Source organism: Apolloniradiicaulis salifontis (assembly GCF_053756655.1).
Map to the genome: position 1 here is coordinate 302115 of NZ_CM132387.1, position 22739 is coordinate 324853.

General features: G+C 66.3%; 16 protein-coding genes. 12 read left to right on the top strand and 4 right to left on the bottom strand.

What is annotated here, in order from left to right; genetic code table 11:
• Nucleotides 1–38 precede the first annotated feature (38 nt).
• Nucleotides 39–2141 carry a glycosyltransferase family 2 protein gene (locus ACWCOP_RS01380; protein ID WP_478249430.1) on the bottom strand — a complete coding sequence of 701 codons (2103 nt, stop codon included), beginning with the start codon at nt 2139–2141 and terminating at the stop codon, nt 39–41.
• A 162-nt stretch (nt 2142–2303) separates the two neighbouring features.
• Between ACWCOP_RS01380 and ACWCOP_RS01385 the strand changes: the two genes are divergently transcribed.
• The 4 genes from ACWCOP_RS01385 (at nt 2304) to ACWCOP_RS01400 (ending at nt 7162) form a co-directional block, all read left to right on the top strand.
• Nucleotides 2304–3254, top strand: coding sequence for a hypothetical protein (locus ACWCOP_RS01385; protein WP_478249431.1), 951 nt, complete (start codon nt 2304–2306; stop codon nt 3252–3254).
• A gap of 166 nt (nt 3255–3420) precedes the next feature.
• The gene (locus tag ACWCOP_RS01390; protein ID WP_478249432.1) at nt 3421–5352 is read left to right on the top strand and encodes a hypothetical protein; all 1932 of its coding nucleotides are present in this window, start codon (nt 3421–3423) and stop codon (nt 5350–5352) included.
• A 100-nt stretch (nt 5353–5452) separates the two neighbouring features.
• Nucleotides 5453–6871 (top strand): hypothetical protein, encoded by a 1419-nt coding sequence (locus tag ACWCOP_RS01395; protein ID WP_478249433.1) that lies wholly within the window; start codon nt 5453–5455, stop codon nt 6869–6871.
• Nucleotides 6872–6961: 90 nt separating this feature from the next.
• A complete protein-coding gene (locus ACWCOP_RS01400) occupies nt 6962–7162 on the top strand; it encodes a hypothetical protein (protein ID WP_478249434.1) in 201 nt (66 codons plus the stop codon).
• Between the two features lie 3 nt (nt 7163–7165).
• On the opposite strand, the gene ACWCOP_RS01405 is transcribed toward ACWCOP_RS01400, so the two are convergent.
• Genes ACWCOP_RS01405 through ACWCOP_RS01415 form a run of 3 tightly spaced genes read right to left on the bottom strand, consistent with a single transcriptional unit; the run spans nt 7166 to nt 8872 of the window.
• Nucleotides 7166–7960: a DUF1295 domain-containing protein gene (locus tag ACWCOP_RS01405; protein ID WP_478249435.1), complete on the bottom strand. Its 795-nt coding sequence runs from the start codon at nt 7958–7960 to the stop codon at nt 7166–7168.
• A 56-nt stretch (nt 7961–8016) separates the two neighbouring features.
• A complete protein-coding gene (locus ACWCOP_RS01410; RefSeq protein WP_478249436.1) occupies nt 8017–8427 on the bottom strand; it encodes a DUF6691 family protein in 411 nt (136 codons plus the stop codon).
• A 13-nt stretch (nt 8428–8440) separates the two neighbouring features.
• Nucleotides 8441–8872 (bottom strand): YeeE/YedE family protein, encoded by a 432-nt coding sequence (locus ACWCOP_RS01415; protein ID WP_478249437.1) that lies wholly within the window; start codon nt 8870–8872, stop codon nt 8441–8443.
• 208 nt (nt 8873–9080) lie between these two features.
• On the opposite strand from ACWCOP_RS01415, the gene ACWCOP_RS01420 reads away from it, so the two are divergent.
• The 8 genes from ACWCOP_RS01420 (at nt 9081) to gspD (ending at nt 22738) form a co-directional block, all read left to right on the top strand.
• On the top strand, nt 9081–9404 hold the full coding sequence (locus ACWCOP_RS01420; protein WP_478250712.1) for an ArsR/SmtB family transcription factor: 324 nt from the start codon (nt 9081–9083) through the stop codon (nt 9402–9404).
• Between the two features lie 15 nt (nt 9405–9419).
• On the top strand, nt 9420–10310 hold the full coding sequence (locus ACWCOP_RS01425) for an MBL fold metallo-hydrolase (protein WP_478249438.1): 891 nt from the start codon (nt 9420–9422) through the stop codon (nt 10308–10310).
• Between the two features lie 66 nt (nt 10311–10376).
• Nucleotides 10377–12098, top strand: a complete 1722-nt coding sequence (locus ACWCOP_RS01430; protein WP_478249439.1) for a bifunctional protein tyrosine phosphatase family protein/NAD(P)/FAD-dependent oxidoreductase — start codon at nt 10377–10379, stop codon at nt 12096–12098.
• 3 nt (nt 12099–12101) lie between these two features.
• Nucleotides 12102–13859 carry a SulP family inorganic anion transporter gene (locus ACWCOP_RS01435; protein WP_478249440.1) on the top strand — a complete coding sequence of 586 codons (1758 nt, stop codon included), beginning with the start codon at nt 12102–12104 and terminating at the stop codon, nt 13857–13859.
• Nucleotides 13860–14167: 308 nt separating this feature from the next.
• Nucleotides 14168–16951, top strand: coding sequence for a beta strand repeat-containing protein (locus ACWCOP_RS01440; RefSeq protein WP_478249441.1), 2784 nt, complete (start codon nt 14168–14170; stop codon nt 16949–16951).
• An 83-nt stretch (nt 16952–17034) separates the two neighbouring features.
• The gene (locus ACWCOP_RS01445; protein ID WP_478249442.1) at nt 17035–19635 is read left to right on the top strand and encodes a TonB-dependent receptor domain-containing protein; all 2601 of its coding nucleotides are present in this window, start codon (nt 17035–17037) and stop codon (nt 19633–19635) included.
• 147 nt (nt 19636–19782) lie between these two features.
• The gene (locus ACWCOP_RS01450) at nt 19783–20712 is read left to right on the top strand and encodes a type II secretion system protein N (protein WP_478249443.1); all 930 of its coding nucleotides are present in this window, start codon (nt 19783–19785) and stop codon (nt 20710–20712) included.
• A gap of 22 nt (nt 20713–20734) precedes the next feature.
• Nucleotides 20735–22738, top strand: coding sequence for a type II secretion system secretin GspD (gene gspD / locus ACWCOP_RS01455; RefSeq protein WP_478249444.1), 2004 nt, complete (start codon nt 20735–20737; stop codon nt 22736–22738).
• The last annotated feature ends 1 nt before the right edge of the window (nt 22739 follow it).

The following is a 22739-nucleotide window of genomic DNA, read 5'->3' on the forward strand; positions in this document are numbered from 1 at the left end:
TCTTCAAATGGGGTAAACGCCGGTTAACCGGTTCAGCTTCAGCGGGGGGTTTTTTCGCCCGCTCCCGGTTTCGCCGCCGGAGGCGGCGCCTCCGGCCCGCCGGCGAAGCGCGGCTTGCCCGCCACCACGGCCCGGTCCTCGCCCTTCGCCGGATAGATCAGCGAGAGCGTGGAGCCCAGCGTGTAGTAGGAGCGCAGGAACCTGAAGCCCATATAGAGCGGCAACACCCACAACAGATCCAGCCGGCGCCAGATCAGCAGCACGACGATCGCCAGGATGAAGGGCATGCCCAGCACCACCGCCACCACCGTGGCGAAGCCCGGGTGCGCATAGACGCCGTCATAAAGGGTGAAGACCAGGATCCCGTAGATCAGCAGCGGCGCCATCATCGCCCGCCGCGCGCCGTTGAGAAGCGTGAAGGGCAGCACCAGGCAGCCGATGATCGAGCCGTTCTTGAACAGGACCGAGCGGTTATGGGCGGTGACATGGTAGAGCGAGCGGAACCATCGGGTGCGCTGTTCCCGCAGGAACGCCACCGTGTCCGGCGTCTCGGTGTAGAATTTCGCCTTCGGGTCGGAGACGTTGCGATATCCCAGCGAGGCCATGGCCAGTGTGATGTCGGTGTCCTCGCCGTTCATGCCCTCCACAAAGCCGCCGGCCTCATCCAGGCCCGCCTTGCGGTAGATCACGAACATGCCGGGCAGGCCGAAAATCCCGCCGAAGGCGCCAAAGCTCACCTGCACGAAGCCGTGGCGCAGCAGCACCTCGATGGCGCGCACTTTCGAGAGCAGGCCCTCGTCCTCGTGGGGCATGGGCAGGCCTCCCACCGCGCCCACCTTGGCGTTGGCGAAATGGCGCATGGCCACGTGAATGGCGTCCGGTCCGATCGTGGTGTCGGCGTCGATGCGCACGACAAACTCTTCCTCGATCAGATCAAGGCCGCGATTGAGGGCGCGGGCTTTGCCGGGAACTTTCGAGACGTCCACCGTATAGCCGGTGATGTGGCGCGCCGTGGCCAGCGTCGCCTCCGCCAGCTTGGCGGTTTCGTCGGTGGAGTTGTTCTCCATCACGATGACGCGTACCGGGCCGGCATAGCGCTTGGCGGCCGCATCCACCGCCATCAGCGTTTCACGGATCTGGTGGGCCTCGTTGTGGGCGGGGATCAGCACCGCCACCGGCGGGGCGAAGGCCCGGCGCCGTGAGAGCATGTTGCGCAGCCAGCCGATCACCGCGAGCTGGCCGGTCATCAGCTGTTGGGCCAGGAACACGCCCGGTCCCATGCCGCCCAGAAGCGCGATGGAGCGGAAATAATCAGACTGGTCCTCATAGACGGTGGCCACCACGATGGCGATCACCGCCGCGATGAGGCCGGTTATGAACACCGGCGCGTACTCGTGGAATTTGCCGGTGCGCCGGTTCGGCGTGCCCGAATCCACCGGCAGGCGGGCGTTGCGGATGAGCGTATGGGGAAAGATGGCCAGGCCGGCCATGCCCACCAGGAATTGCTGGAAATGGATCGGCCAGGTCGCCGCCGCGAAACGCCAGCTCGCCCAGCTGGCCATGTCCACGACGGCGCAGGCGACGGCGAACTTCACAATGAACAAAAGCGCCAGCTTCATCTTTCCGGCCGGCGTGGCGTAGGCGAACGCGGCGTAGGTCAGGAAAAAGGCCAGAAGGAAGCTGCGCACCGGCAGCACCGCGTTCAGCCGGTCGGCGGAGAAACCCACAAAGTCGCGGGGAATCTCTAGCGCGATGGCCCAGCGCGACACTTCCGGGATCGCCAGCAGCGCCGCGCTGATCAGCCCGAACACCACCAAAGCGGCGTCCTGAACAATGCGCGGCCTTGCGATGGAGACGCCCTTGGGCGCGGAATCCACCGAGCGGAAGAAATCCTGGCGCCGGCCCATCGTGTCGAAATCGGCGCGCCCGATCCGGCCGTCGCCGGCCGGAGCTCCGGAAGGAGGGTCTGTGATGGGCGGCGGACCCGCCGGCGTGGGGGCTTCCGGGCCGCGCAGCAGCGCCTTGAAGATGTCGGCGCCGGACTCGCGTGACGATTTCGCCTCCGGCTTCGACTGCGGGCGCGGCGGCGCCGGGGGCGCGTCCTGCACTGGTGGTCCGCCGCTATTGGAGTCGTCGCCCATCGTCCCGCCTGACCCGCCTTGCCTGAAAATCGCCCTGTTTGAGCCCCGCCGCCGCCGCAGACGGACAGGTATGTCTGCGTTAAGGAATGGTTTACTGTGAATTGCGGCGTCAATTGGGTCCAGACCTGATTTCGCGCGCCGCAGGCTCAAGGGGGGGACGTCATGGCGTTTTCGTATCGGATCGCATCTTTGCCTGCGGCGGGTCTCGCCGCCTGCGCGCTCAGCGTCTTCGCCGGCGCCGGCCACGCCCAGGAGGCCCGCTTTGAGCTGCGGTCGGAAAACATGATTGCCCGCAGCGATCCGTTTTCGCCCGATGACGAGGTCCTGAGCCCGCTGGGCGCCGCCTTTGATCTGGAAACCGGACTTGATTCCAACACCTGGGCGAGCTGGATCCGGCCGCTCCAGGGCCGCAAGGTGGTGCGCGTTCAGGGCCAGGTGCGCGCGCGCACCTATTTTGACCGCGACGAGCTGAACTCGCTGCTGCTCACCCCGCGGGTGCAGTACTGGGACACGTTTGCTGAAAACCGGGTGCAGGTCCGTCTTCTTGGCCAGGTCAGCGTGCTCAATCGCGACGGTGATCGGCAGTGGACCCGCCCCGAGGCCGAGGCCCAGCTGCGCTACCGCCCCGCCGGCGACCGGTCGCTGGAGACGGTGGCGCGGGTGCGGGTGACGCAATATGATTTCGACCGCGCCGGCCTTGACGGGCTGGACAGCGACCGGGTCCGTTTCGGGCTGGAGCAGTTCTTCCGCTTTGAAGACGAGCGCGCCGAGCTGCGCCTGTCGGCCTTTCACGAAACCGCCGACGCCACGGACGACGCGTTCAGCTTTGACGAGGTGCGCGCCAGCGCCGAGCTGACCTTCCGGCCGGATGCGAAGACGTCATTGTCGCTGCTGGCCGATTATCGCGACCGGGATTACGACGCCGACTTCTCGGCGGCGTTTCCCGAGCCGCGCGCTGACCAGCGCTTCATCGCCGAAGCGCGCATGGAGCGTCAGGTGTCGCAGCGCCTCACCGCTTTTGTTTCCAGCGGCTATCTGGAGAACGCATCAAACATCTCCATCCGCGATTATGAAGGGGCGACCTTCCAGCTGGGCTTCAGGTTTTTGCTCTAGCTGAACCGATTATGAACGGCCCGGTCATGAATTGACCACATGGCCGCCTGTTCCTGGCCTGAAAGCGTCACGGAAGAGACTTATTGGGCTGACACATCCAGTAAGGTGAATGAACCGTAAAGGTTTGTGGGGGGGCCGGTTGGCCCCGGGGCGAAAGGGTCGACCCATGAAGACGAATAAAGAGTATACGCGGCGCTTTCCGTGGTTCTCCGCATCGCTGGGCATTGTCGCCCTCGCCAGCGTGGCGACGCTCTTTGTCTCAGGCCAGCTGAACGCAGGCCAGGGCGAGTTCGGCCTTTTCGTCACACGCACCCTGTCCAACATCACCTCCGCCCAGGCTGATTTCGAAGGCGCAAACCGCCACCAGATAACCTTTGGCGATGCGGGCGATGATGACGGACTGATCGTGTCGGGCTTTCCCTCCTACGCGTCGACCGAACTCGCCATGGTCCGCGATCAGCAGCCCGACGCGGTGCGTCTGGTTCTGTCGGGCGAGCAGGATGTCAGCGAGCGCGCGGTCACCGCGCTGCGCGTCACCGTAAACGGCGAACGGGTCATGGAGCGCGTGCTCAGCCCCGGCCGGCGTCAGTTCAACTGGGTGTTCGACCTGACCCGGGAGCTGCGCGACGCCCCCGGCGCCCGCGTGGCGTTCCAGCTCATGGGCGATCTGCCCGAGGGTCTCTGCCACAATGACCGCTCCATGGGCGCGGTGATCGCGTTTGACGCGTCCTCCGGACTGGAGATCGATCTTCCCGGACCGTTGTCATCGGTGCGCGACGTGCTGGCCATGACCCCGCGCAACATCGTCCTGGCCGTGGATGACAGCCAGGACTGGTTCGAGCTGGCCGCCCGCATGGGCGCCGATTTCGTGCGCGACGGCTATCATGTGGAGATGGTGTCGCTGTCCGACGCCGCCGCCCTGGCCGAGCCGGCGATGAAAGGCCTGTTCCTGGCCGCCTCTCCCGAGGCGTTGGACCGCGCCGGCTTCAGCGTTCTGCGCGAGCGCTCCGAGGCGGGCGCCAGCCTGTGGCGGCGCGCCGGTGCGACCATGATCGCCGTCACCGATCCCGGCCGATTTGAAACCGCCCACTTCCTCACCAGCGAGCTCGCTTCTATCGCCAGCGGCGACGCCGTGGACCCGGTGATCTTCGACCAGCGCGGAAACCAGGGCGCCTTCGTGTCGCTGGAGCACTTCGGTGTCGACACCTCGATCCAGCAGATCGCCGACAGCCGCGAATGGCGTTTCGACTATGGGCTGTCCGAGCTGCCGGGCGGCCTCCTGCCCGAGGCGCTGGCGCTGGACCTGCGCCTGCCTGAAGGCCCGGGCGGCTATACCAATATCGCCCATGTGCAGCTGAACGGCGACTTCATCGACTCGCGCCGCCTGCGTGCAGGCGTCGACAACCGGTTCGCCGTCGCCCTGCCGCCCGAACGTCAGGGGCTGAACAATGAAGTCGTTGTTGTGATCCAGCGTCACCGTGAAGACGGCGGCTGTGAGATCAGCCAGCAGCGCTATCCGGTGCAGCTGAGCGCCGATAGCGGCCTGATGTTCGCGCGCGGCGCCGGCGCCGGCGGGTTCACCGCCCTGCCGCCCGCTTTCGCCGACGGGCTGGAAGTGCGCCTGCCCGACGATCTGGAAGGGCGCGAGCGCCTGATCGCCGCGCGGGTGACGGCGGAAAGCCTCGCCTATTTCGTGCCGTCCAGCGCCCCCATGAACTTCGTGTTCCAATCGGCCGATGACGGGGTCACCGGCCCTGTCGCCGGGCCGTTCCTGGCGGTCAACACCAGTCCGGTCAACGCCGGCGCGCCCTTGCGGGTCTATGCCGACCGCCTCGTCATGGACGAGGGCGCGGCCTCGGGCGCCGATGTGCGCTCGCTGTCGAACCTGACACTGATCCAGGTGGCGCGCGCCGAAATCGGCCGCGCGGCCGGAGAGCCGATCTATGCGCCGGGTCTCATCGTGCACGCCATTGACGACGCGCCGCGCATTGCAGGCGCGCGTCTGGGCCGCGAATTCGTCGCCATCGTGCACTCGGACGGCGTCGCCGTTTCGCCGGCGCGCGCGTCTGTCGCCGGAGTGTCCGCCGTCCTGCGGTGAGCGTTGATAAGCGATTAACGTTTCTTCAAGGCGGAGCGGGCGACACCTTATCCCTGTTTCAAGGGAAGGGTCCCGGCGGTGCGTGCCGGGGCGGAACACGATGGATCATGTTTCGATCGGCGCCGCTGCGGCGCTCAGCGGGGAAGAAGCTTTCATTCTCCAGCTGCGACCGCCTGCGCCGCCTGGCGCTGATGAGGCGGCGCTGGCCGATCATGTGGATCGGTTCACCGCGCTTTATCTGACAGGCGCGGGCCCGGAGCGGGCGCGATTCGCGCGGCTCGCCCCTTTGACCTGGGCGATCGCGGCCAGCCGCTTTGACGCCGGGGAAGTGGAAGCGGTGCGTGCGGACCTGAGCGAGACCCTGTTCGGCGCCGATCACCCTGAACGCGCCCAGCTCGCCCGGCAGCCGGCCGAGCCCCAGGCGGACAATCTGGCGGGTCAGCCCAGCGCCGCCGCCCGCGCCGCGTTCGATGACGACAGCGACACGTTCGACATCGATTCTGCGGTGCTCGATCTTGATGACAGCGACGTGTTCGAGGTGGATTCCTGGCGCCCGTCCCAGCAGCGCATCGCCCCGGATCGAGCCGTCGACCGCGAGGGTCCGTACGCCAAAGATCTTCACGCTGACCCTCGTGAAGATGAGTCCGGAGATTTCAGCGAGCGCTTCATCGAAGACGTTCAAGATGACGCCGGCTCGGACGCGGCCTGGGGTGATCACCCGCTGGGCCTCGACGATGATGACGCCTCCGGCCTGCAGGCGCAGGTGGAGGATGACGTGCTCGGCGCTCTGGCGGAGCTTGAGCGCGCCTTTGCAAGCGACATCGCGCGCCAGGACGACGGGCTGGAGGCGCTCTCCGAGAGTGAGGCCGAGAAAGAGGCCGCGCCAGAGAGCCTGAGCCCGGAGGACGATGCGGATTGGGACGCCGACGCCCACGACGTCTTTGACAGCTATTCCGGTCCGCCGCCGGCTGAGATTTCCTTTGATGCGCGCCGCTTTGGGGCCGATCTCGACGCGTTCGAGGCCGAAGCCCTCAAGGCGGACGCCAATAGCCTTGTCGATAATCCTTTCGGCGACGCCGAGGATCTCTGGGAGCCGGCCGAAGCTGTGGCGGCGCCCGACGCTGACAGATTTGAGAGCCTCACCGAGGCGCCCGCGCCGCGCGGCGCCGATCTGGCCGCCGAGCTCGCGGCGTTCCGCCATGAAATGCGCGCCATCGCCGGGGCCATCCCCGGCGCCGGGTCCGGCGACGCGCTGGATCATTTTCGCAGCGAGCTTGACGCCATCGCCGGCTCCATGGGTCAGCGCATTGACGGCGCCGCCCAGCGCATCGAGGCGGCCGCCGACCGCATCATGTCGGCCGCCGGCCCGCAAACCGCCGACCGGTTCGACGCCGCCGCCGACCGCGCCGAGCGCAGCGCCGCTCTTCTGGAGACAAGCGTTCACGACGCCGTCAGGGCGCTGAAAGCGGTGCTGGACGCGGCTGGCGAAACCGAACGCGAGGCGCTGGCCGGCGCATGATCGCCGGTCTGAAACCTCAAGCCCGATTAATGCTGTTCATGACGAATCTGTAATGTTACGCTTCCTCCAGTCAGTCTGGGGAGGCTATCAATGGTTCGTATGATTTCAGGGATTTGCGCGCTCGGCCTTGTGGTGGGTACGTATTTTGTCTGTCCGCAAGCGCTTCAGGAGCGGATAAACGCGGCGATCAGCCCGTCGCCCGACACCATCGCACAGGTGCGCGCCGGTCTGGATTCCATCACCGGCCAGTTGAGCGGCCCCGGCGAGCTTAATCCCGATACACGCCTCTAGATCTCACGCTCGCTTCGGCGGCCAGGGAATGAAGGGCGAGACCCGCTTCACATAGTCCGCATAGCCGGGCCGGGATTGATGGAGCCCGCGCTCCAGCATCGGCGCGCCGGACCATTTCACCAGCGTGAACGTGACAAACACCGGGCCCGCGACGGCGAACAGGCCGGGCATGGTTTCGGCTGCAATGAGCCAAATCCCCCACCAGGTCAGCGCCTCGCCGAAATAATTGGGATGGCGCGACCACGCCCACAGCCCCTTGTCCATGACCTGGCCTTCGGTGCGCGCATCCGCCTTGAAGCGCTGAAGCTGAAGATCGGCGAGGGTTTCAAAGGCGATGCCGAACAGCGCCAGCGCGGCGCCGATCGCGGCCAGCGCGGTGAACCCCGGCTCGGGCGAAACCTGGCCCAGCTGGGCCGGCAGGCTCATCACCCACAACAACACCGCCTGGGGCGCGAACACGAAGAGCGCCGTCGTGCGCCCGAACGACCAGCCGCGCTGTTCGCGTGCGCCGGCGAGCAGGCCTTCATAGCGCCGATCGGCGCCTTCGCGCCGCCAGCGCAGGAAAAGATGCGTCCCCAGGCGCAATCCCCAGACCAGTACCAGCGCGGCGATGAGGGCCTTGCGCGGTTCCCAGCCGCCGGCGAGCACGAAGCTCGACACCGCCAGGAGCGCCGCGCCGAACGCCCAGAAGGCGTCAACGAAGCTGGGGTCGCGATTGATCTGGGCCAGCGTCCAGAGCCCGGCGAACACCGTGCAAATGATCGCCAGATTGACGCCGAGCAAAGCGATACTGTCCATGAAGCCTCCGCTGGTCACAGGTGTGACTTAGCGCACGCCGTCCCTCTTGTCCCGGCCTAGGGTCTCAGCCACCGCCAGCCCGCGATGGCGGCCAGCATGGCGGCGAGAAAGATGAACACCTCGCCGCGCAGCAGCGCCGCTGCGGTGATCGCCGGACCGGGGCAGAAGCCGGCGAGCCCCCAGCCAAGCCCGAACATCGCCGCGCCGCCCAGGAGTTTGGCGTCGATGGCGGTGAGGGCCGGGATCTGGAACTTGGTGTCGAAAAGCGGGTGCGGCAGACGCAGCACGAGCTTGTAGCCGATGCCTGTGACGATCAGCGCGGCGCCCATGACAAGCGCGAGGCTGGGGTCCCACGCCCCGGTGATGTCGAGGAAATTCTGGACCTTTGCCGGATTGATCATGCCGGAGACGATGAGGCCGGCCCCGAAGATGAGACCTGCGAGCAGGCTGGTGAGAAGACGGGTCATGGCTTGAACCTTCCTAAAACACGTGCCGGACGAGGAAGACGGCCACCGCGCCGCTCGCCATGAAGGTGAGCGTCGCCGTAATGCCGCGCGGCGAAAGGCGGGAGATGCCGCACACGCCGTGACCCGACGTGCAGCCGGATCCCATCTGGGTTCCGACACCCACCAGCAATCCGGCGGCGACGAGCAGCGGGGTGGAGGCGGGGATCGTCACCTCGATGGCGGGGCCGAGCGCCATGTAGAGCACCGGCGCCAGCACCAGCCCGGCGATGAAGGCGGCGCGCCAGGCGCGCTCGGGGCCGCTCTGACGCGGCGCGATCAGCCCGCCCACCACGCCCGAAATTCCTGCGATGCGGCCATTGCCGGCCATGAGGATCACAGCGGCGAGCCCGATTAGGGCGCCGCCGATCGTGGCCGAAACGGGTGTGAACTCAGTTGCGTAATCCATCATGTCCTCTTTGCCGCAGTCAGCGCCGCGACTTGATCCGGGGTGAAATGCGAAATTCTGAGCATGGGTATTTTGCGGCTGTGCACGTTCAGTAGGCCGGTGCAGTTTTTTGTTTATCAATTATCGAAAATGATATATGTAGAGATGAAGCGCAAGAGGCGCTCGCACAAAAGGCCTCACTCAAAGCCGCAAGGAGGCGCCCGTGAAGATGGATATGGATATCGACGAGCTGCGCCACCGGGCTGATGAGGTCTCCGGCACGCTCAAGCTGTTGTCGCACCCCAACCGGCTTCTTGTGGCCTGCGAACTGATGGAGGGTGAGCGCTCGGTCTCCCAGATCGAGGCGCGCACCGGGGTGCGTCAGCCCAATCTGTCGCGCGATCTCGCCAGGCTTCGCGCCGAGGGGCTTGTGACCACGCGGCGGGAGGCCAAGCAGGTCTTCTACGCCTTACAAGGCGAGCGCATGCACAAGCTCATGACCGCGCTGTGCGCGGCCTTCGGACCGGACGCCGACGCGCCGGCCGCAGACTAGGAAACGGAGGGTCCCATGACCACCAAAACCGCCGCCAAAACCGCCACGCCCGACGTGAAGACCTTCTTTGATGAAGGGACCTTCACCTTCTCCCACATTGTCTCCGATCCGGAGACCAGACGCGCCGCAATCGTGGATTCGGTGCTCAATTACGATCCCAATTCCGGGCGCACCGCCAAGACCAGCGCCGATGAGATCATCGCGTACGTGCATGAGCGAGGCCTCACCGTGGACTGGATCCTGGAGACCCATGTGCACGCCGACCATCTGTCGGCCGCGCCCTATCTGAAGGAACAGCTCGGCGGCAAGCTCGCCATCGGCTCCAACATCAAGACCGTGCAGAACGTGTTCGGCAAGGTGTTCAACGCCGGCACCGAATTCGCCCGCGACGGCTCGCAGTTCGATCATCTGTTCGAGGACGGCGAGCAGTTCGCCGTGGGCTCGATCCAGGCGAGGGCGATCCACACGCCCGGCCACACACCGGCCTGCATGGTCTATGTGATCGGCGACGCCGGATTTGTCGGCGATACGATCTTCATGCCCGATTACGGCACCGCGCGCTGTGATTTCCCCGGCGGCGACGCCCGCGAGCTTTATCGCTCCATCCAGAAGATATTCGCCCTGCCCGACGAGACCCGGCTGTTCATGTGCCACGACTACAAGGCGCCGGGCCGCGACGACTTCGCCTTCCTCACCACCGTGGGTGAGGAGAAGGCGAAGAACATCCATGTCCATGAAGGTGTGAACGAGGACGAGTTCGTCGCCATGCGCGCGGCTCGCGACGCGACGCTCGCCATGCCGGTTCTGATTCTGCCCAGCGTCCAGGTGAACATGCGGGCCGGCGAGTTGCCGCCCGCTGAAGACAATGGGGTGCGCTATATGAAGCTGCCCATCGACACTCTGTAAGCCAGACGACAGGCGCTCCGGCGGCTCAGCCGCCGTGCGCGCCGCGTGCCCCCGGGAGGACATGTCATGGACATGAAGCAGATCTCGCCGTTTTTCACCGCCGCCACTCAGCTCACCCCCGCCGATGTGGAGACCGCCGCCAGAGCGGGCTTCATGGCGATCATCAATAACCGCCCCGACGGTGAGGACGAGGGTCAGCCGGCGTCCGCCGAGATCGAGGCCGCCGCTTCCGCCCATGGGATTGATTACAGCCACATCCCGGTCCTGGGCGGGCAGATCTCCGACACTGACATTGACCGTTTCACCGAGGCGATGAACGCGGCCGCAGGTCCGGTCCTGGGCTTTTGCCGAACCGGCACGCGCTCGGCGATGGTCTGGGCGCTGAGCGAGGCGCGTCACGCCGGCGCCGGGGCGCTGATCAGCGCCGCCGGGGCGGCGGGCTATGATCTGTCGGGGTTGAAGCCGCGCCTGGAGGCCCGTCTGCAGAACCGGGCGAAGGCGGGCGGCGAGCCTGATTCCGCCCCTGGCCCCGCCTATACCGACGCGTCGCGCGCCTATGACGTGGTGGTGGTCGGCGGCGGCGCCGGCGGCGTCTCGGCGGCGGCGGGCCTTCTCAATCGCCGGCCCGGCCTCACCATCGCGATCGTGGAGCCGCGCGAGGAGCACTACTACCAGCCCGGCTGGACGCTGGTGGGCGGGGGCGTGTTCAAGAGCGCCGACACCGTGCGTCCCCTGGCTGATTTCATTCCTGAAGGCGCCGACTGGATCCAGAGCGCGGTAAGCCGTTTTGCGCCGGACCGCCACGAGGTGATTTTGGAAGACGGACGACGGCTCACCTACAAGGCGCTGATCGCGGCGCCGGGACTCAAACTTGACTGGGACCAGGTCGACGGGCTCCGCGACACGCTGGGCGAGAACGGCGTCACGTCAAACTATCGCTTCGACCTTGCGCCCTACACCTTCGAGCTGGTGCAGGCGACGCGGAAGGGCCGGGCGCTGTTCACTCAGCCGCCCATGCCGATCAAGTGCGCCGGCGCGCCGCAAAAGGCGATGTATCTATCCTGTGACGCCTGGACCCGCGCGGGCGTGCTCAAGGACATCGAGGTGGAGTTCCACAACGCCGGGCCGGGCCTTTTCGGAGTCGCCGCCTACGTGCCCGCGCTGATGGAGTATGTGGAGCGTTACGGCATTGATCTGAAGTTCGGCTCGAAGCTGGTGGCCGTGGACGGCGACAGCCGGGTCGCCATCTTTGAGACGGCGGGCGAGGCCGGGCCGACGCGGGTGGAGCGCAGCTTCGACATGCTTCATGTCTGCCCGCCCCAGACCGCACCGGATTTTGTCAGAGAGAGCCCGCTGGCCGGCGAGGGCGGCTGGATCGAGGTGTCTCCGGAAACCCTGCAGCACGTCAAATACGCCAATGTCTTCGCGCTGGGCGATGCGTGCTCGGCGCCCAACGCCAAGACCGCCGCGGCGGTGCGCGCCCAGGCGCCGGTGGTGGCCGCGAACGTGGTCTCCGTTCTTGAAGGCGAGGCGCCGCGCGCGGTCTATGCCGGCTACGGCTCCTGTCCGCTCACCGTGGAGCGCGGCAAGGTCGTGCTCGCCGAGTTCGGCTATGGTGGAAAGCTGATGCCGACCTTTCCAAAATGGCTGGTGGATGGAACCCGGCCCACGCGCCTGGCCTGGTTTCTGAAAGAGAAAATGCTGCCAACGGTTTATTTTGAAGCCATGCTTCGCGGCCGCGAATGGCTGGTGAAGACCGAACGCCGCCCCCTCGGTGAAGACGCATAATCCATGAAAACGCCGGCATTCCTGATCCGATATCTCCCCGTTCTCGACTGGGGGCGGCGCTATGACGGGGCCAAGTTCGGCGACGACATGATGGCGGCGGTGATCGTCACCCTCATGCTGATTCCCCAGTCCCTGGCCTACGCCCTTCTGGCCGGCCTGCCGCCGGAGGCGGGCCTCTACGCCTCGATCCTGCCGCTGGTGGCCTATGCGCTCTTTGGAACAAGCCGGGCGCTGGCCGTGGGGCCGGTGGCGGTGGTGTCGCTGATGACCGCCGCCGCGGTGGGCGAGATCGCGCAAACCGGGACCATGGGCTACGCGGTGGCGGCCATGAGCCTGGCTTTCCTGTCCGGCGTCTTCCTTCTGATCATGGGCGTGTTCCGTCTGGGCTTTCTGGCGAACTTCCTCTCCCATCCGGTGATCTCCGGCTTCATCACGGCGTCGGGGATCATCATCGCGGCCAGCCAGCTGCGCCACATTCTCGGCGTGTCGGCGAGCGGTCATAACCTCTATGATCTTGCGCTGAGCCTCGGCGCAGAGATCACCAATCCCCACTGGCCCACCGTCATCATCGGCGTCTCGGCGGCGGCGTTTCTGTTCTGGGTGCGCTCGGGGTTAAAGCCGCTGCTGCTCAAGCTCGGACTGCCGAAGCGCGCCGCAGACATCCTTACAAAGGCCGGACCGGTCTTCGCCGTGGGGGTGTCCATCGGCGCGGTCATCATGCTGGATCTCGGTGCGGCGGGCGTGGCGCTGGTCGGCGCCGTGCCCGGCGGCCTGCCGCCCCTGTCCGCGCCCAGCTTCGATGTCGATCTCCTGTTGCTGCTGGCCGGACCGGCCATGCTGATCTCCGTCATCGGCTTTGTGGAATCGGTGTCCGTCGCCCAGACCCTGGCGGCCAAGAAGCGCGAGCGCATCGATCCTGATCAGGAACTGGTGGGCCTCGGCGCGGCGAACATCTCCGCCGCGTTTTCCGGCGGCTATCCGGTGACCGGCGGCTTTGCGCGCTCGGTGGTGAATTTCGACGCCGGCGCGGCGACGCCCGCCGCCGGCGCCTTCACCGCCGGCGGCATCGCGCTGGCCACGCTGTTCCTCACACCGCTTCTGGCGAACCTGCCCGTGGCCGTGCTCGCCGCGACGATCATCGTGGCGGTGCTGAGTCTGGTTGATTTTGGTGCATTGAAGCGGGCCTGGACCTATTCGCGCCCCGATTTCGCCGCCATGGCCGCGACCATCGCGCTGACCTTGGCCATGGGCGTCGAGACCGGGGTCACCGCCGGCGTGGTGTTGTCGCTGGCGCTGTTTCTCTACCGCACCAGCCGGCCCCACGCGGCGGTGGTGGGTCAGGTGGCGGGCACCGAGCATTTCCGCAACATCACCCGCCACAGCGTGCAGACCTCGCCGAAGATTCTCACCTTGCGCGTCGATGAGGGCCTGTATTTCGCCAACGCCCGCTATCTTGAGGATCGGGTCTACGCCCTGGTGGCGGAGAACCTGGCCATCGAGCATTTCATCCTAATGTGCCCGGCGGTGAACCAGATCGATCTCTCGGCTCTTGAGAGCCTGGAGGCGATCAATGCGCGCCTGGCCGATTCCGGCGTCTCCTTGCATCTCTCAGAGGTGAAGGGCCCTGTGATGGACGCGCTGAAACGCTCGCATTTTCTCGAAGCGCTCACCGGCGAGGTCTTCCTCAGCCAGTACGCCGCGGTCGCGAAACTCGATCCGGACTCGCTCCGCGCCTCGCCGAGCGATGCTGCGGCGCAATAGCGCCAATTCACGCAAACCCTGCCTGCGTCATCTAAATTTCACATATGCGGCAGCGGCCCCTGGCGCCAAAGCCACACCGGTGCGAAGGCCTTGTGGGACAGGGTGATCGCGGCGCCGGGCGGGGCATACGCCCGGGCGATGAAGAGTGTTAACCCTTCGCCGCGCTGGGTGTCATCGGTGCGTCATCGAAATGCGATCTGGTCGTAACAAACATGCTGTCTTTTCCGGGCTGATCGCTCGCGCCTTGCGACTTTTTCCGGCGCGACGTCTTCGAGTGTAGCGCCATCAAACTCCCCGGGGGGTAATCCATGACGACCGTTTCCAAACTCAAGCTGCTTCTGGCCGGAGCGTCCTGCGCCGTGATCGCGGCGTGTTCCCAAGGCTCGGAGATCGCATCTCCGGGCGCGAGCAATCCGGGCACGCTGCCGGGCGGCGGTGGCGGCGGCGGCGGCGGCGGTGGCGGTTCGACCGCGACCTGCCCGAGCGGCTTCACCCAGTCCGGCTCGGTCGGCGCCTTTACGGCGTGCGAAATCACGGGTCAGATCCTGGCCAACCTGACGCTGCCCGCCGTTGACGGCGTGGCCTATCGCATCGACGGACGTGTGGATGTCGGCTCCGACACCGGCGCGGACGGCAACCGGGCCGGCGGCCAATCGGCCCGTCTGACCATTGAAGCCGGCGCGGTGGTCTTCGGCGCCTCGGGCGCCGACTACATCGTGGTCAATCGCGGCTCGCAGATCGAAGCTCTGGGCACGGCGACGGCTCCGGTCATCATGACCAGCCAGGCGGACATTCAGCGCCGCGCCGCCAATCCCGGCGACACCGGCGGGTCGAGCACGGCCGAATGGGGCGGACTCGTCTTGCTCGGCCAGGCCCCGATCAATCGCTGCCTCAGCGGTAGCGCCACGCCCGGCACGAACGCTTGTGAAAACATCGTTGAAGGCGTGACCAACCCCGACGCGGTCTACGGCGGCGGAGATCCCAACGACAGCACGGGTATTCTTCGCTACACGCAGGTGCGCTTCGCCGGTTTCGCGATCAACACCCAGGGCAACGAGCTGAACGGCATCACCTTCGGCGGCATCGGCCAAGGCACCGAGGTGAACAACATCCAGGTTCACAACAACGAGGATGACGGCGTCGAGTTCTTTGGCGGTAACGTCAATGTCCGCAACCTGGTCCTGACCGGGAACAAGGACGACTCCATCGACACCGACAACGGCTACCAGGGCAATATCCAGTTCGCCATCGTCGTGCAGAACGACGATATCGGCGACAACATCGTGGAGGCCTCCAGCGCGGGCAACGGCGTCACCCCGCTGTCGAACGCCACGGTCTCCAACTTCACCTTGGTGGGCAACCGCTCCAACGCCTTCCGCCTGAACACGGGCACCGTGGGCAACTACGTCAACGGCGTGGTGGACTACGGCAAGGAATGCTTCCGCTGGGAAGCCAGCGCCGGCGACGGAAACACCAGCTTCAACGCCGCCACCGACCCGAGCTTCCAGTCGGTTCTGTTCGATTGCGAAGGCGGAATCGCGACCTCCAACTCGGTTGCGGGCGTTCCTAGCGCCGCGATCGCGGCGGACGCAAACAACCAGATCGGCGAAAGCTCGCTGGCCGCGCGCCTCTTCCCCGGCCCGGTCGAACAGGGGATCACCGCGGTCAATCCGACCACGCTGGGCTCGTTCTTCCAACAGGCCTCCTACGCCGGCGCCTTCAGCGCGTCGGAAACGGAAACCTCCAACTGGGCCGCAGGCTGGACCTTCGGTCTTTTCCCGCCGGTCACCTGCCCCACGGGCACGACGAACACCGGCAACGTGCTGAATGGCCAGACCATCTGCAGCATTTCCGGCGTGCAGACCTCTGACCTCCGCCTGACCCGCGGCAATCTTTACGAGGTCAATGGACGCGTTGATATCGGCATGGATACGGGCGCCGACGGCAATCGCGCCGGCGGGGACGCCGCTGTCCTGACCATCGACTCCGGCGTGACGATTTTCGGCGAAAGCGGCCAGGACTACATCGTGGTCAATCGCGGTTCGCAGATCTTCGTGAACGGCACCCGCGACAACCCGGTGATCATGACCTCGGGCAATGATCTTCGCGACAACCAGGTTGATCCCGCCACGGCGACCGCCGAATGGGGCGGACTCGTCCTGCTCGGCCAGGCCCCGATCAATCGCTGCCTCAGCGGTACTGCGACCCCCGGTACGGTGAGTTGCGAAAACGTTGTGGAGGGCGTCACCAACCCCGACGCGATCTATGGCGGCGCCGACGCCGACGACAATTCCGGCGCGCTGCGCTTCCTGCAGCTGAAATACGCCGGCTTTGCGATCAACACCCAGGGCAATGAGCTGAACGGGATCACGTTCGGCGGCATCGGCCGGGGCACGGTTGTTGAGAACATCCAGGTTCATAATAACGAGGATGACGGCGTCGAGTTCTTCGGCGGCAACGTCAATGTCCGCAACCTGGTCCTGACCGGGAACAAGGACGACTCCATCGACACCGACAACGGCTACCAGGGCAATATCCAGTTCGCCATCGTCGTGCAGAGCAGCAGCCTGGGCGACAACATCGTCGAGGCCTCCAGCGCGGGCAACGGCGTCACCCCGCTGTCGAACGCCAGGGTCTCCAACTTCACCTTCGTGGGCAACCGCTCCAACGCCTTCCGTCTGAACACGGGCACCGTGGGCCGCTACGTCAACGGCGTGGTGGACTACGGCAAGGAGTGCTTCCGCTTTGAAGGCTCCGCCGGCAACGGCGCTGCGGGCTATCAGGGCGTCGGCGTCGATCCCAGCTTCGACTCGGTTCTGTTCGACTGCGATGGCGGCCTGAACACCGGCAACTCCGACGCCGCCGCGGCGCAAGGCGCGGTGTCCCAGGGCTCGAACAACACCACGAACGTCGCCTCGACCCTGACCTCGACCTTCGTCAACGGCTCGGCCGAAAATGCGGCGACAGTGTTCGACGTCACCACGCTCGATCCGTTCTTCCGGCCGGTCTCCTATATCGGCGCGGTGCAGAACACGTCCGATCGCTGGTGGGCCGGGTGGTCCTGCGGTCTGGAGGCGTCCGACCCCTGCTAGGCGGGCTTGAACAGCCGCCGGCGCTTCGTGCGCCGGCGGCCTCACGCCGCCTACCGGAGAGGACACGAGAAAAGGTTCCGACGATGTACTCGATTAAATTCATGCGTAATGCGCTTCTGGCGTCGAGCGTTCTGCTCGCCCCGTCGGTCGCCCATGCGCGCCAGGCCGCCGACGACACGACCGACGCGGCCCCGCAACAAACCGACGATGTGATCGTCGTCCGCTACCAGTTCGTGCCCGAGCCCCAGCGCCGGACGTCCCAGGTGGCGAGCTTCCTGTCGGCCGAGGATCTGGAGCGCGTGGGCGACTCCGACGCGGCCGGCGCTCTGGCCCGGGTCAGCGGCCTCAGCATCGTGGACGGGCGTTTCGCCTATGTCCGCGGCCTGGGTGACCGGTATTCGGGCGCGCTGCTCAACGGTTCGTCCCTGCCGAGCCCGGAGCCCCTGCGCCGCACGGTTCCCCTGGATCTGATTCCGGCCGACCTGCTCGCCGGGATCGAGGTCCAGAAGACCTATTCTGCGAACCTTCCCGGTGAATTCGGCGGCGGTCTCATCAACATGACGACGCTGGGCCGGCCGGACGAGGGCTTCTTCAGCATCCAAACGGGCGTCTCTTACAACAGCGAAGCCACGTTCCAGCAGGGCCTCGTCCACTCCGGCTCCGATCAGGACTGGACCGGCTATAACGACGGTCTGCGTGATCTTCCGCGCGGCATTCAGCGCATCTTCGCCAACGGCGAAAGCTTCAACAATCAGCCGCCGCAGGATATCGAGTATATCGGCGAGAGCCTGACCAACTCGCCGGTCAGCGTGATCCAGGACTCCGAAATCCTTCCGGGCGGTTCGCTCAGCTTCGAAGCCGGGCGGACCTTCAGCTTCGGCGAGCTGGAAGTGGGCGTGATCGGAACAGCCGGATACGACGCCGGCTGGACGAACCGTGAAGCCACCCGCCAGCGGGTGCTGGGCGACATCATCGGCAACGATCAGGTGGCGCGTATCACCGAATTCGATGCGGCGACGAATGCGCTGGGTTCGATCTCGCTGGGTTATGGCGAGCACGACGTGCAGGCTCTGGTGTTCTACAGCCACGACACCACCAAGCAGTCCCAGATCACCACCGGCACCGACTTCAACGCTCAGGGCTCCACCGGCCAGATCTTCGACGAAAACACCGGCTGGTACGAGCGTGGCCTGACCATGGTCCAGCTCACGGGCGAGCACGGCTTCGGCCCTCTCGAACTCAGCTGGCGCGGCGCGCTGGCGGAATCGACCCGCGATGCGCCGTACGAGCGGTCTCTGCGCCGCTTTGTCGATGCGGCCACCGGCTTGCCGACCTATCTCGTGGCCAACAGCTACGACATCCGCTTCTCCTACCTCACCGATGAAGTCGCGAGCTTCGGGGCGGATGCGGCGTACACGGCCGACCTTTTCGGTCGCGAGGCGGTGTTCTCCATCGGCGCCGATCAGTCGCGCACCGACCGCGAGTTCGATCTTTACGGCTTCCGCTTCGCCGGCGGCAACTCTCTGCCCGACGATGTGCGGGCCGCCCGGCCGGATTTCCTGTTCTCGCCCGACAATATTGATCCTAATCGGTTCGTGCTCCAGGAAATCGTGTCCAACAACGACTCCTATGCCGGTGAGCTGGACGTGGACGCCTACTACGCTCAGGCCGACGTGGCGTTGACCGATTTCATCCGCGCTTCACTGGGGGTTCGCCGCGAGGAAGCCACCCAGTCGGTTCAGACCTTCGATCGCTTCGGCAATCTGGGCGCCGGCACGGTGGATCTGGAGAACGAGTACACCCTGCCTGCGGTGACCGCGACCTGGACCTTCGCCGACAACCTCCAGCTCCGTCTGGGCTACTCGGAAACCATCGCCCGGCCGCAGTTCCGCGAACTGGCCCGGTCGAGCTATTTCGATCCGGACAGCGGCCGCATCTTCCGTGGCAATAGCGGGCTCACGGACACCGAGCTGACGAACTACGACGCGCGCCTGGAATACTATCTGGGCCGGGATCAGTTCATCACCGGCGCCCTGTTCTACAAGGAGCTCTCCAACCCGATCGAGGAGGTGCAGTTCTCCACCTCCACCTTCGTGTTCGAGACCACCTTCATCAACTCGCCTGAAGCGGTGGTGCAGGGCCTCGAGCTGGAATACCGCCATCAGTTCGAGCTGCCATGGGACATCTTCTGGCTGTCGGACCGCAGCTGGCGCTTCGGCCTGAACTACACCTTCACCGACTCCGAGGTGAGCGCGTCGGACTCCGACCTGATCGTCGACCCGGTGAGCCTCACCCTGGTGCCGGCGTCCACCTATAATCTGGATGGATCGGTGCTGCAGGGCACGCCGGAGAACATCATCAACGGCCAGCTTGGCTGGTCGACCGATCAGGACGAGTTCACGCTCCTGGTCAACTGGGTCGACGAGCGCGTTCTGCAACGCGGTCTGAGCCAGCCCGGCGCCGAGCTTCCCGACGTCATCGAGAGGCCGGGCGTGATCCTGGACGCGACGTATAATCGCGAGCTGGATTACATCTGGGAAGGCCTGTCTCTGAGCATCAAGGGCCGCAACCTGCTGGACGAAGACCATATCGAGTTCCAGCAGAACCCGACCATCGGCGAGACGCAGTTCGACACCTACGCCCGGGGCCGTTCGGTCTCGGTCAGTCTGACCGCGCGCTTCTAGGCCGAGGGGCGCCTGAACGGGGACGCTCCGCCGCCTTGGTGGAGCGTCCCTGACCAGGGCCCGCTGCTTTACTTTTCGACCGTCCTGCGTCCATGTTCGCATGACGTCATCAACCAGTATGAATTGCAGAACGCCATAGACGCCACCATGACTTCTGGTCTGACGGGGCCGCGCCAACCGTTTTGGCTTCGCGCCGCGCCGCGGGCGGCGGAGGCCCTGTTTGTGATCGTGATCGCCTGGCTGCTGGCCGAGGCGCTCTGGTTTTCGCTTTACGGGACCGACCATCGCCGGATCGCCGCGTCGCCCGAGGCGCCGCGCGCAATGGACGCCGACATCCGCCGTGTCGACACCGCCGGCCTTGACGATCTGTTCGCGGCGCGCGGGCGGGCGGAGACCGCCGCCGACGCGCCGGCGCCTGAAAGCCAGCTGAATTTCCGCCTGCGCGGCGTCCGTGTGGACGGCGGCGACAGCGCCAGCGTGGCGATCATCGAAGTGCCCGGCCAGGGCCAGCGCCTGCTGCGGGTGGGCGACGAGGTGAGCCCCGGCATCGTGCTCGCCTCGGTGACCAACACCCATGTGATCATCAACCGGCGCGGCGCCCGCGAGAGCATCTATCTGCGCGAGGACGCGCGCCGGCCCTCCTCCGCCGCCCCTTTGGACAGCGGGCCGGGCGTCCGCCCGGCGCCTGAGTATGAATCCGGCGGCGCGGCCTCGCCTGAAGCCCGAGCGCCGTCGGCGTCAGCGGGACCGTCCGGCCTGACCAGCGCGCCGGATCCGGCGCAGGCCGCCCGGCTGTCGGCGGATGACTGGGTGGACGGGCTGCGCCTGGAGCCGGTGCTGGAGGGCGGCGCCATGACCGGTCTGCGCGTGCGCGCGAACACCCGGCTGGAAGTGTTGCGCGCGTCCGGACTTTTGCCGGGAGATATCGTACGCTCGGTCAATGGCAGGCGCCTTGACGGCGCGCAGGCGGCGCAGGCCGTGGCGGCCACGTTTGAAACCGCCGGCGAGGCCCGGCTCGAGATCGAGCGCGACGGGGCGCCTGTGGTGCTGTCCATTGCGCTGAACCAGGGCGGTTGAGGGACTTATGAGGGGGCGAACCATGACAGTGATTTTGCGCGGCGTGATGGCTGCTCTGAGCTTGAGCCTGGCGCTGTCCGCCCTGGCCGCCGGCCCGGCGTCGACGCAGGAGCGCTCGACGCTGAATTTCCGGGACGCCGAGATCGCCGCGGTGATCGACGATGTGTCGCTGCTCACCGGCTACACCTTCATCGTTGATCCTGAGGTGCGCGGCCGCGTGACCATCGCGTCGCAGGTGGCCCTGACGCCGGACGAAGTCTTCCAGGTCTTCCTGTCCACCCTGCGGGTCAACGGCTACACGGCGGTGCGCGTGGGGCAGGGCGTGTTCCGCATCGTACCCGAACAGGAGGGCGCGCGCGCCGGCGCCCGGGTGAGCACCGACCGCGAGAACGAGGTCTTTCTCACAACGGTGGTGCGCCTGAGCAACGCCAGCGCCCGCGACGCGATCCGCGCCGTGGGCCCGCTTCTGTCGGCGTCCGGCGCGGCGAATGCGGTGGAGGGCTCCAACCTCATCGTGGCGGTGGACTACGCCTCGAACATCGAGGCGGTGGAACAGGCGCTGCGGGCCATGGACCGCGACACCTCCACGGTGGAGATGATCGTTCTGGAGAACATCCCGGCCGAAGACATGGTGGGCATCGTAGAGCGTCTGCGCACCCGCACGGGCCAGGGCGAGGATGATCGCTCCCTCGCCGTGTCGGTCGCCGCCGTGCCGGCCTCCAACGCGCTGCTCATGCGCGGCGAGCCGCGCGCGGTGGGCGAGATGATCGCGCTGGTCCGGCGGGTGGACGCGGTGAGCCGGTCCAACCAGTCCTTCCGGGTGATCAGTCTCAACCATGCCGAGGGCGCGCAGCTTCTGCCGATCCTGGAACAGTTTTCAGTGACCCTGTCGCCGACGGCGGGTGAAAACGCGCGCGGCGCCTCCATCGCCCACCACGCGCCCACCAACGCCATCATCATAAACGCGTCCCCCGATGTGCTGCGCGAGCTGGAGCAGGTGGTGCGCCGGCTCGACATACGCCGGCCGCAGGTTCAGGTGGAGGCCATCGTGGTGGAGATCTCCGACCAGGCCGCGCGCGAACTCGGCGTACAATTCCTTCTGGCCGGCGACGGCGACGACGCCACGCCGTTCGCTTACACCCGCTATGGAAGCCAGCGCTCGCCCGATCTTCTGGCGCTCACCGGCGCGCTGGCCACCGACAGCTTTGCCGACACCGGAGAAGCCGCCGGCGACCAGCTTTCCCTGCGCAATCTTGCGGTCAGCTCGCTTCTGGGCGTGCGCGGCGGCGCCTTCGGGCTGGGCGGCCAGATCGGCGATGACGGCTCGCTGTTCGGGCTCATCGTGAATGCTCTGGAGTCCGACACCCAGAGCAATGTGCTCTCCAAGCCCCAGCTCATGGTGCTGGACAATGAAGAGGCCAGCCTTCTGGTGGGCCAGCAAATCCCCATCACCACCGGCGAGGCGCTCGGCGCGAACAACGCCAACCCGTTCCGCCAGATCGAACGCCAGGATGTGGGCGTGGAGCTCACCGTGCGCCCGCAGATCAATCAAGGCGACGCCATCCGCCTGCAGATCCGCCAGGAAGTCAGCTCGGTCGCCGGTCCGGTCAGCGCCGATTTTCAGGAGCTGATCACCAATCAGCGCGAGATCGAGACCACCGTCATGGCCGATAATGGCGAGATCATCGTTCTGGGCGGCCTCATCGAGCGCGACGAGCAATTGCTGGACGATTCCGTGCCGGGCCTGTCGCGCATCCCGGTGGCCGGGCGCCTGTTCCGCAATGAATCAAGGTCCCAGGTGCGCCGCAATCTCATGGTCTTCATCCGGCCGACCATCGTGCGCAACGCCGCCGACATGCGCCGGGTGACGCGCGACAGCTATAACTTCGCCGTGGGCGAGCAGCGACTGGCCGCCGATGGCTTGTCCAGCCTTGAAGAGATCGTCGATCTCATGCTCGGCGGCGCAGATCCGTTCGACCGCCCGCTGCCCGAGACCCCTGAAGCCTCCGCCACGCCCGAGGATTAGC

Coding starts and splice junctions, on each gene's coding strand:
- ACWCOP_RS01380 (WP_478249430.1), bottom strand. CDS start 2,141: ATGGGCGACGACTCCAATAGCGGCGGACCACCAGTGCAGGACGCGCCC.
- ACWCOP_RS01385 (WP_478249431.1), top strand. CDS start 2,304: ATGGCGTTTTCGTATCGGATCGCATCTTTGCCTGCGGCGGGTCTCGCC.
- ACWCOP_RS01390 (WP_478249432.1), top strand. CDS start 3,421: ATGAAGACGAATAAAGAGTATACGCGGCGCTTTCCGTGGTTCTCCGCA.
- ACWCOP_RS01395 (WP_478249433.1), top strand. CDS start 5,453: ATGGATCATGTTTCGATCGGCGCCGCTGCGGCGCTCAGCGGGGAAGAA.
- ACWCOP_RS01400 (WP_478249434.1), top strand. CDS start 6,962: ATGGTTCGTATGATTTCAGGGATTTGCGCGCTCGGCCTTGTGGTGGGT.
- ACWCOP_RS01405 (WP_478249435.1), bottom strand. CDS start 7,960: ATGGACAGTATCGCTTTGCTCGGCGTCAATCTGGCGATCATTTGCACG.
- ACWCOP_RS01410 (WP_478249436.1), bottom strand. CDS start 8,427: ATGACCCGTCTTCTCACCAGCCTGCTCGCAGGTCTCATCTTCGGGGCC.
- ACWCOP_RS01415 (WP_478249437.1), bottom strand. CDS start 8,872: ATGGATTACGCAACTGAGTTCACACCCGTTTCGGCCACGATCGGCGGC.
- ACWCOP_RS01420 (WP_478250712.1), top strand. CDS start 9,081: ATGGATATGGATATCGACGAGCTGCGCCACCGGGCTGATGAGGTCTCC.
- ACWCOP_RS01425 (WP_478249438.1), top strand. CDS start 9,420: ATGACCACCAAAACCGCCGCCAAAACCGCCACGCCCGACGTGAAGACC.
- ACWCOP_RS01430 (WP_478249439.1), top strand. CDS start 10,377: ATGGACATGAAGCAGATCTCGCCGTTTTTCACCGCCGCCACTCAGCTC.
- ACWCOP_RS01435 (WP_478249440.1), top strand. CDS start 12,102: ATGAAAACGCCGGCATTCCTGATCCGATATCTCCCCGTTCTCGACTGG.
- ACWCOP_RS01440 (WP_478249441.1), top strand. CDS start 14,168: ATGACGACCGTTTCCAAACTCAAGCTGCTTCTGGCCGGAGCGTCCTGC.
- ACWCOP_RS01445 (WP_478249442.1), top strand. CDS start 17,035: ATGTACTCGATTAAATTCATGCGTAATGCGCTTCTGGCGTCGAGCGTT.
- ACWCOP_RS01450 (WP_478249443.1), top strand. CDS start 19,783: ATGACTTCTGGTCTGACGGGGCCGCGCCAACCGTTTTGGCTTCGCGCC.
- gspD (WP_478249444.1), top strand. CDS start 20,735: ATGACAGTGATTTTGCGCGGCGTGATGGCTGCTCTGAGCTTGAGCCTG.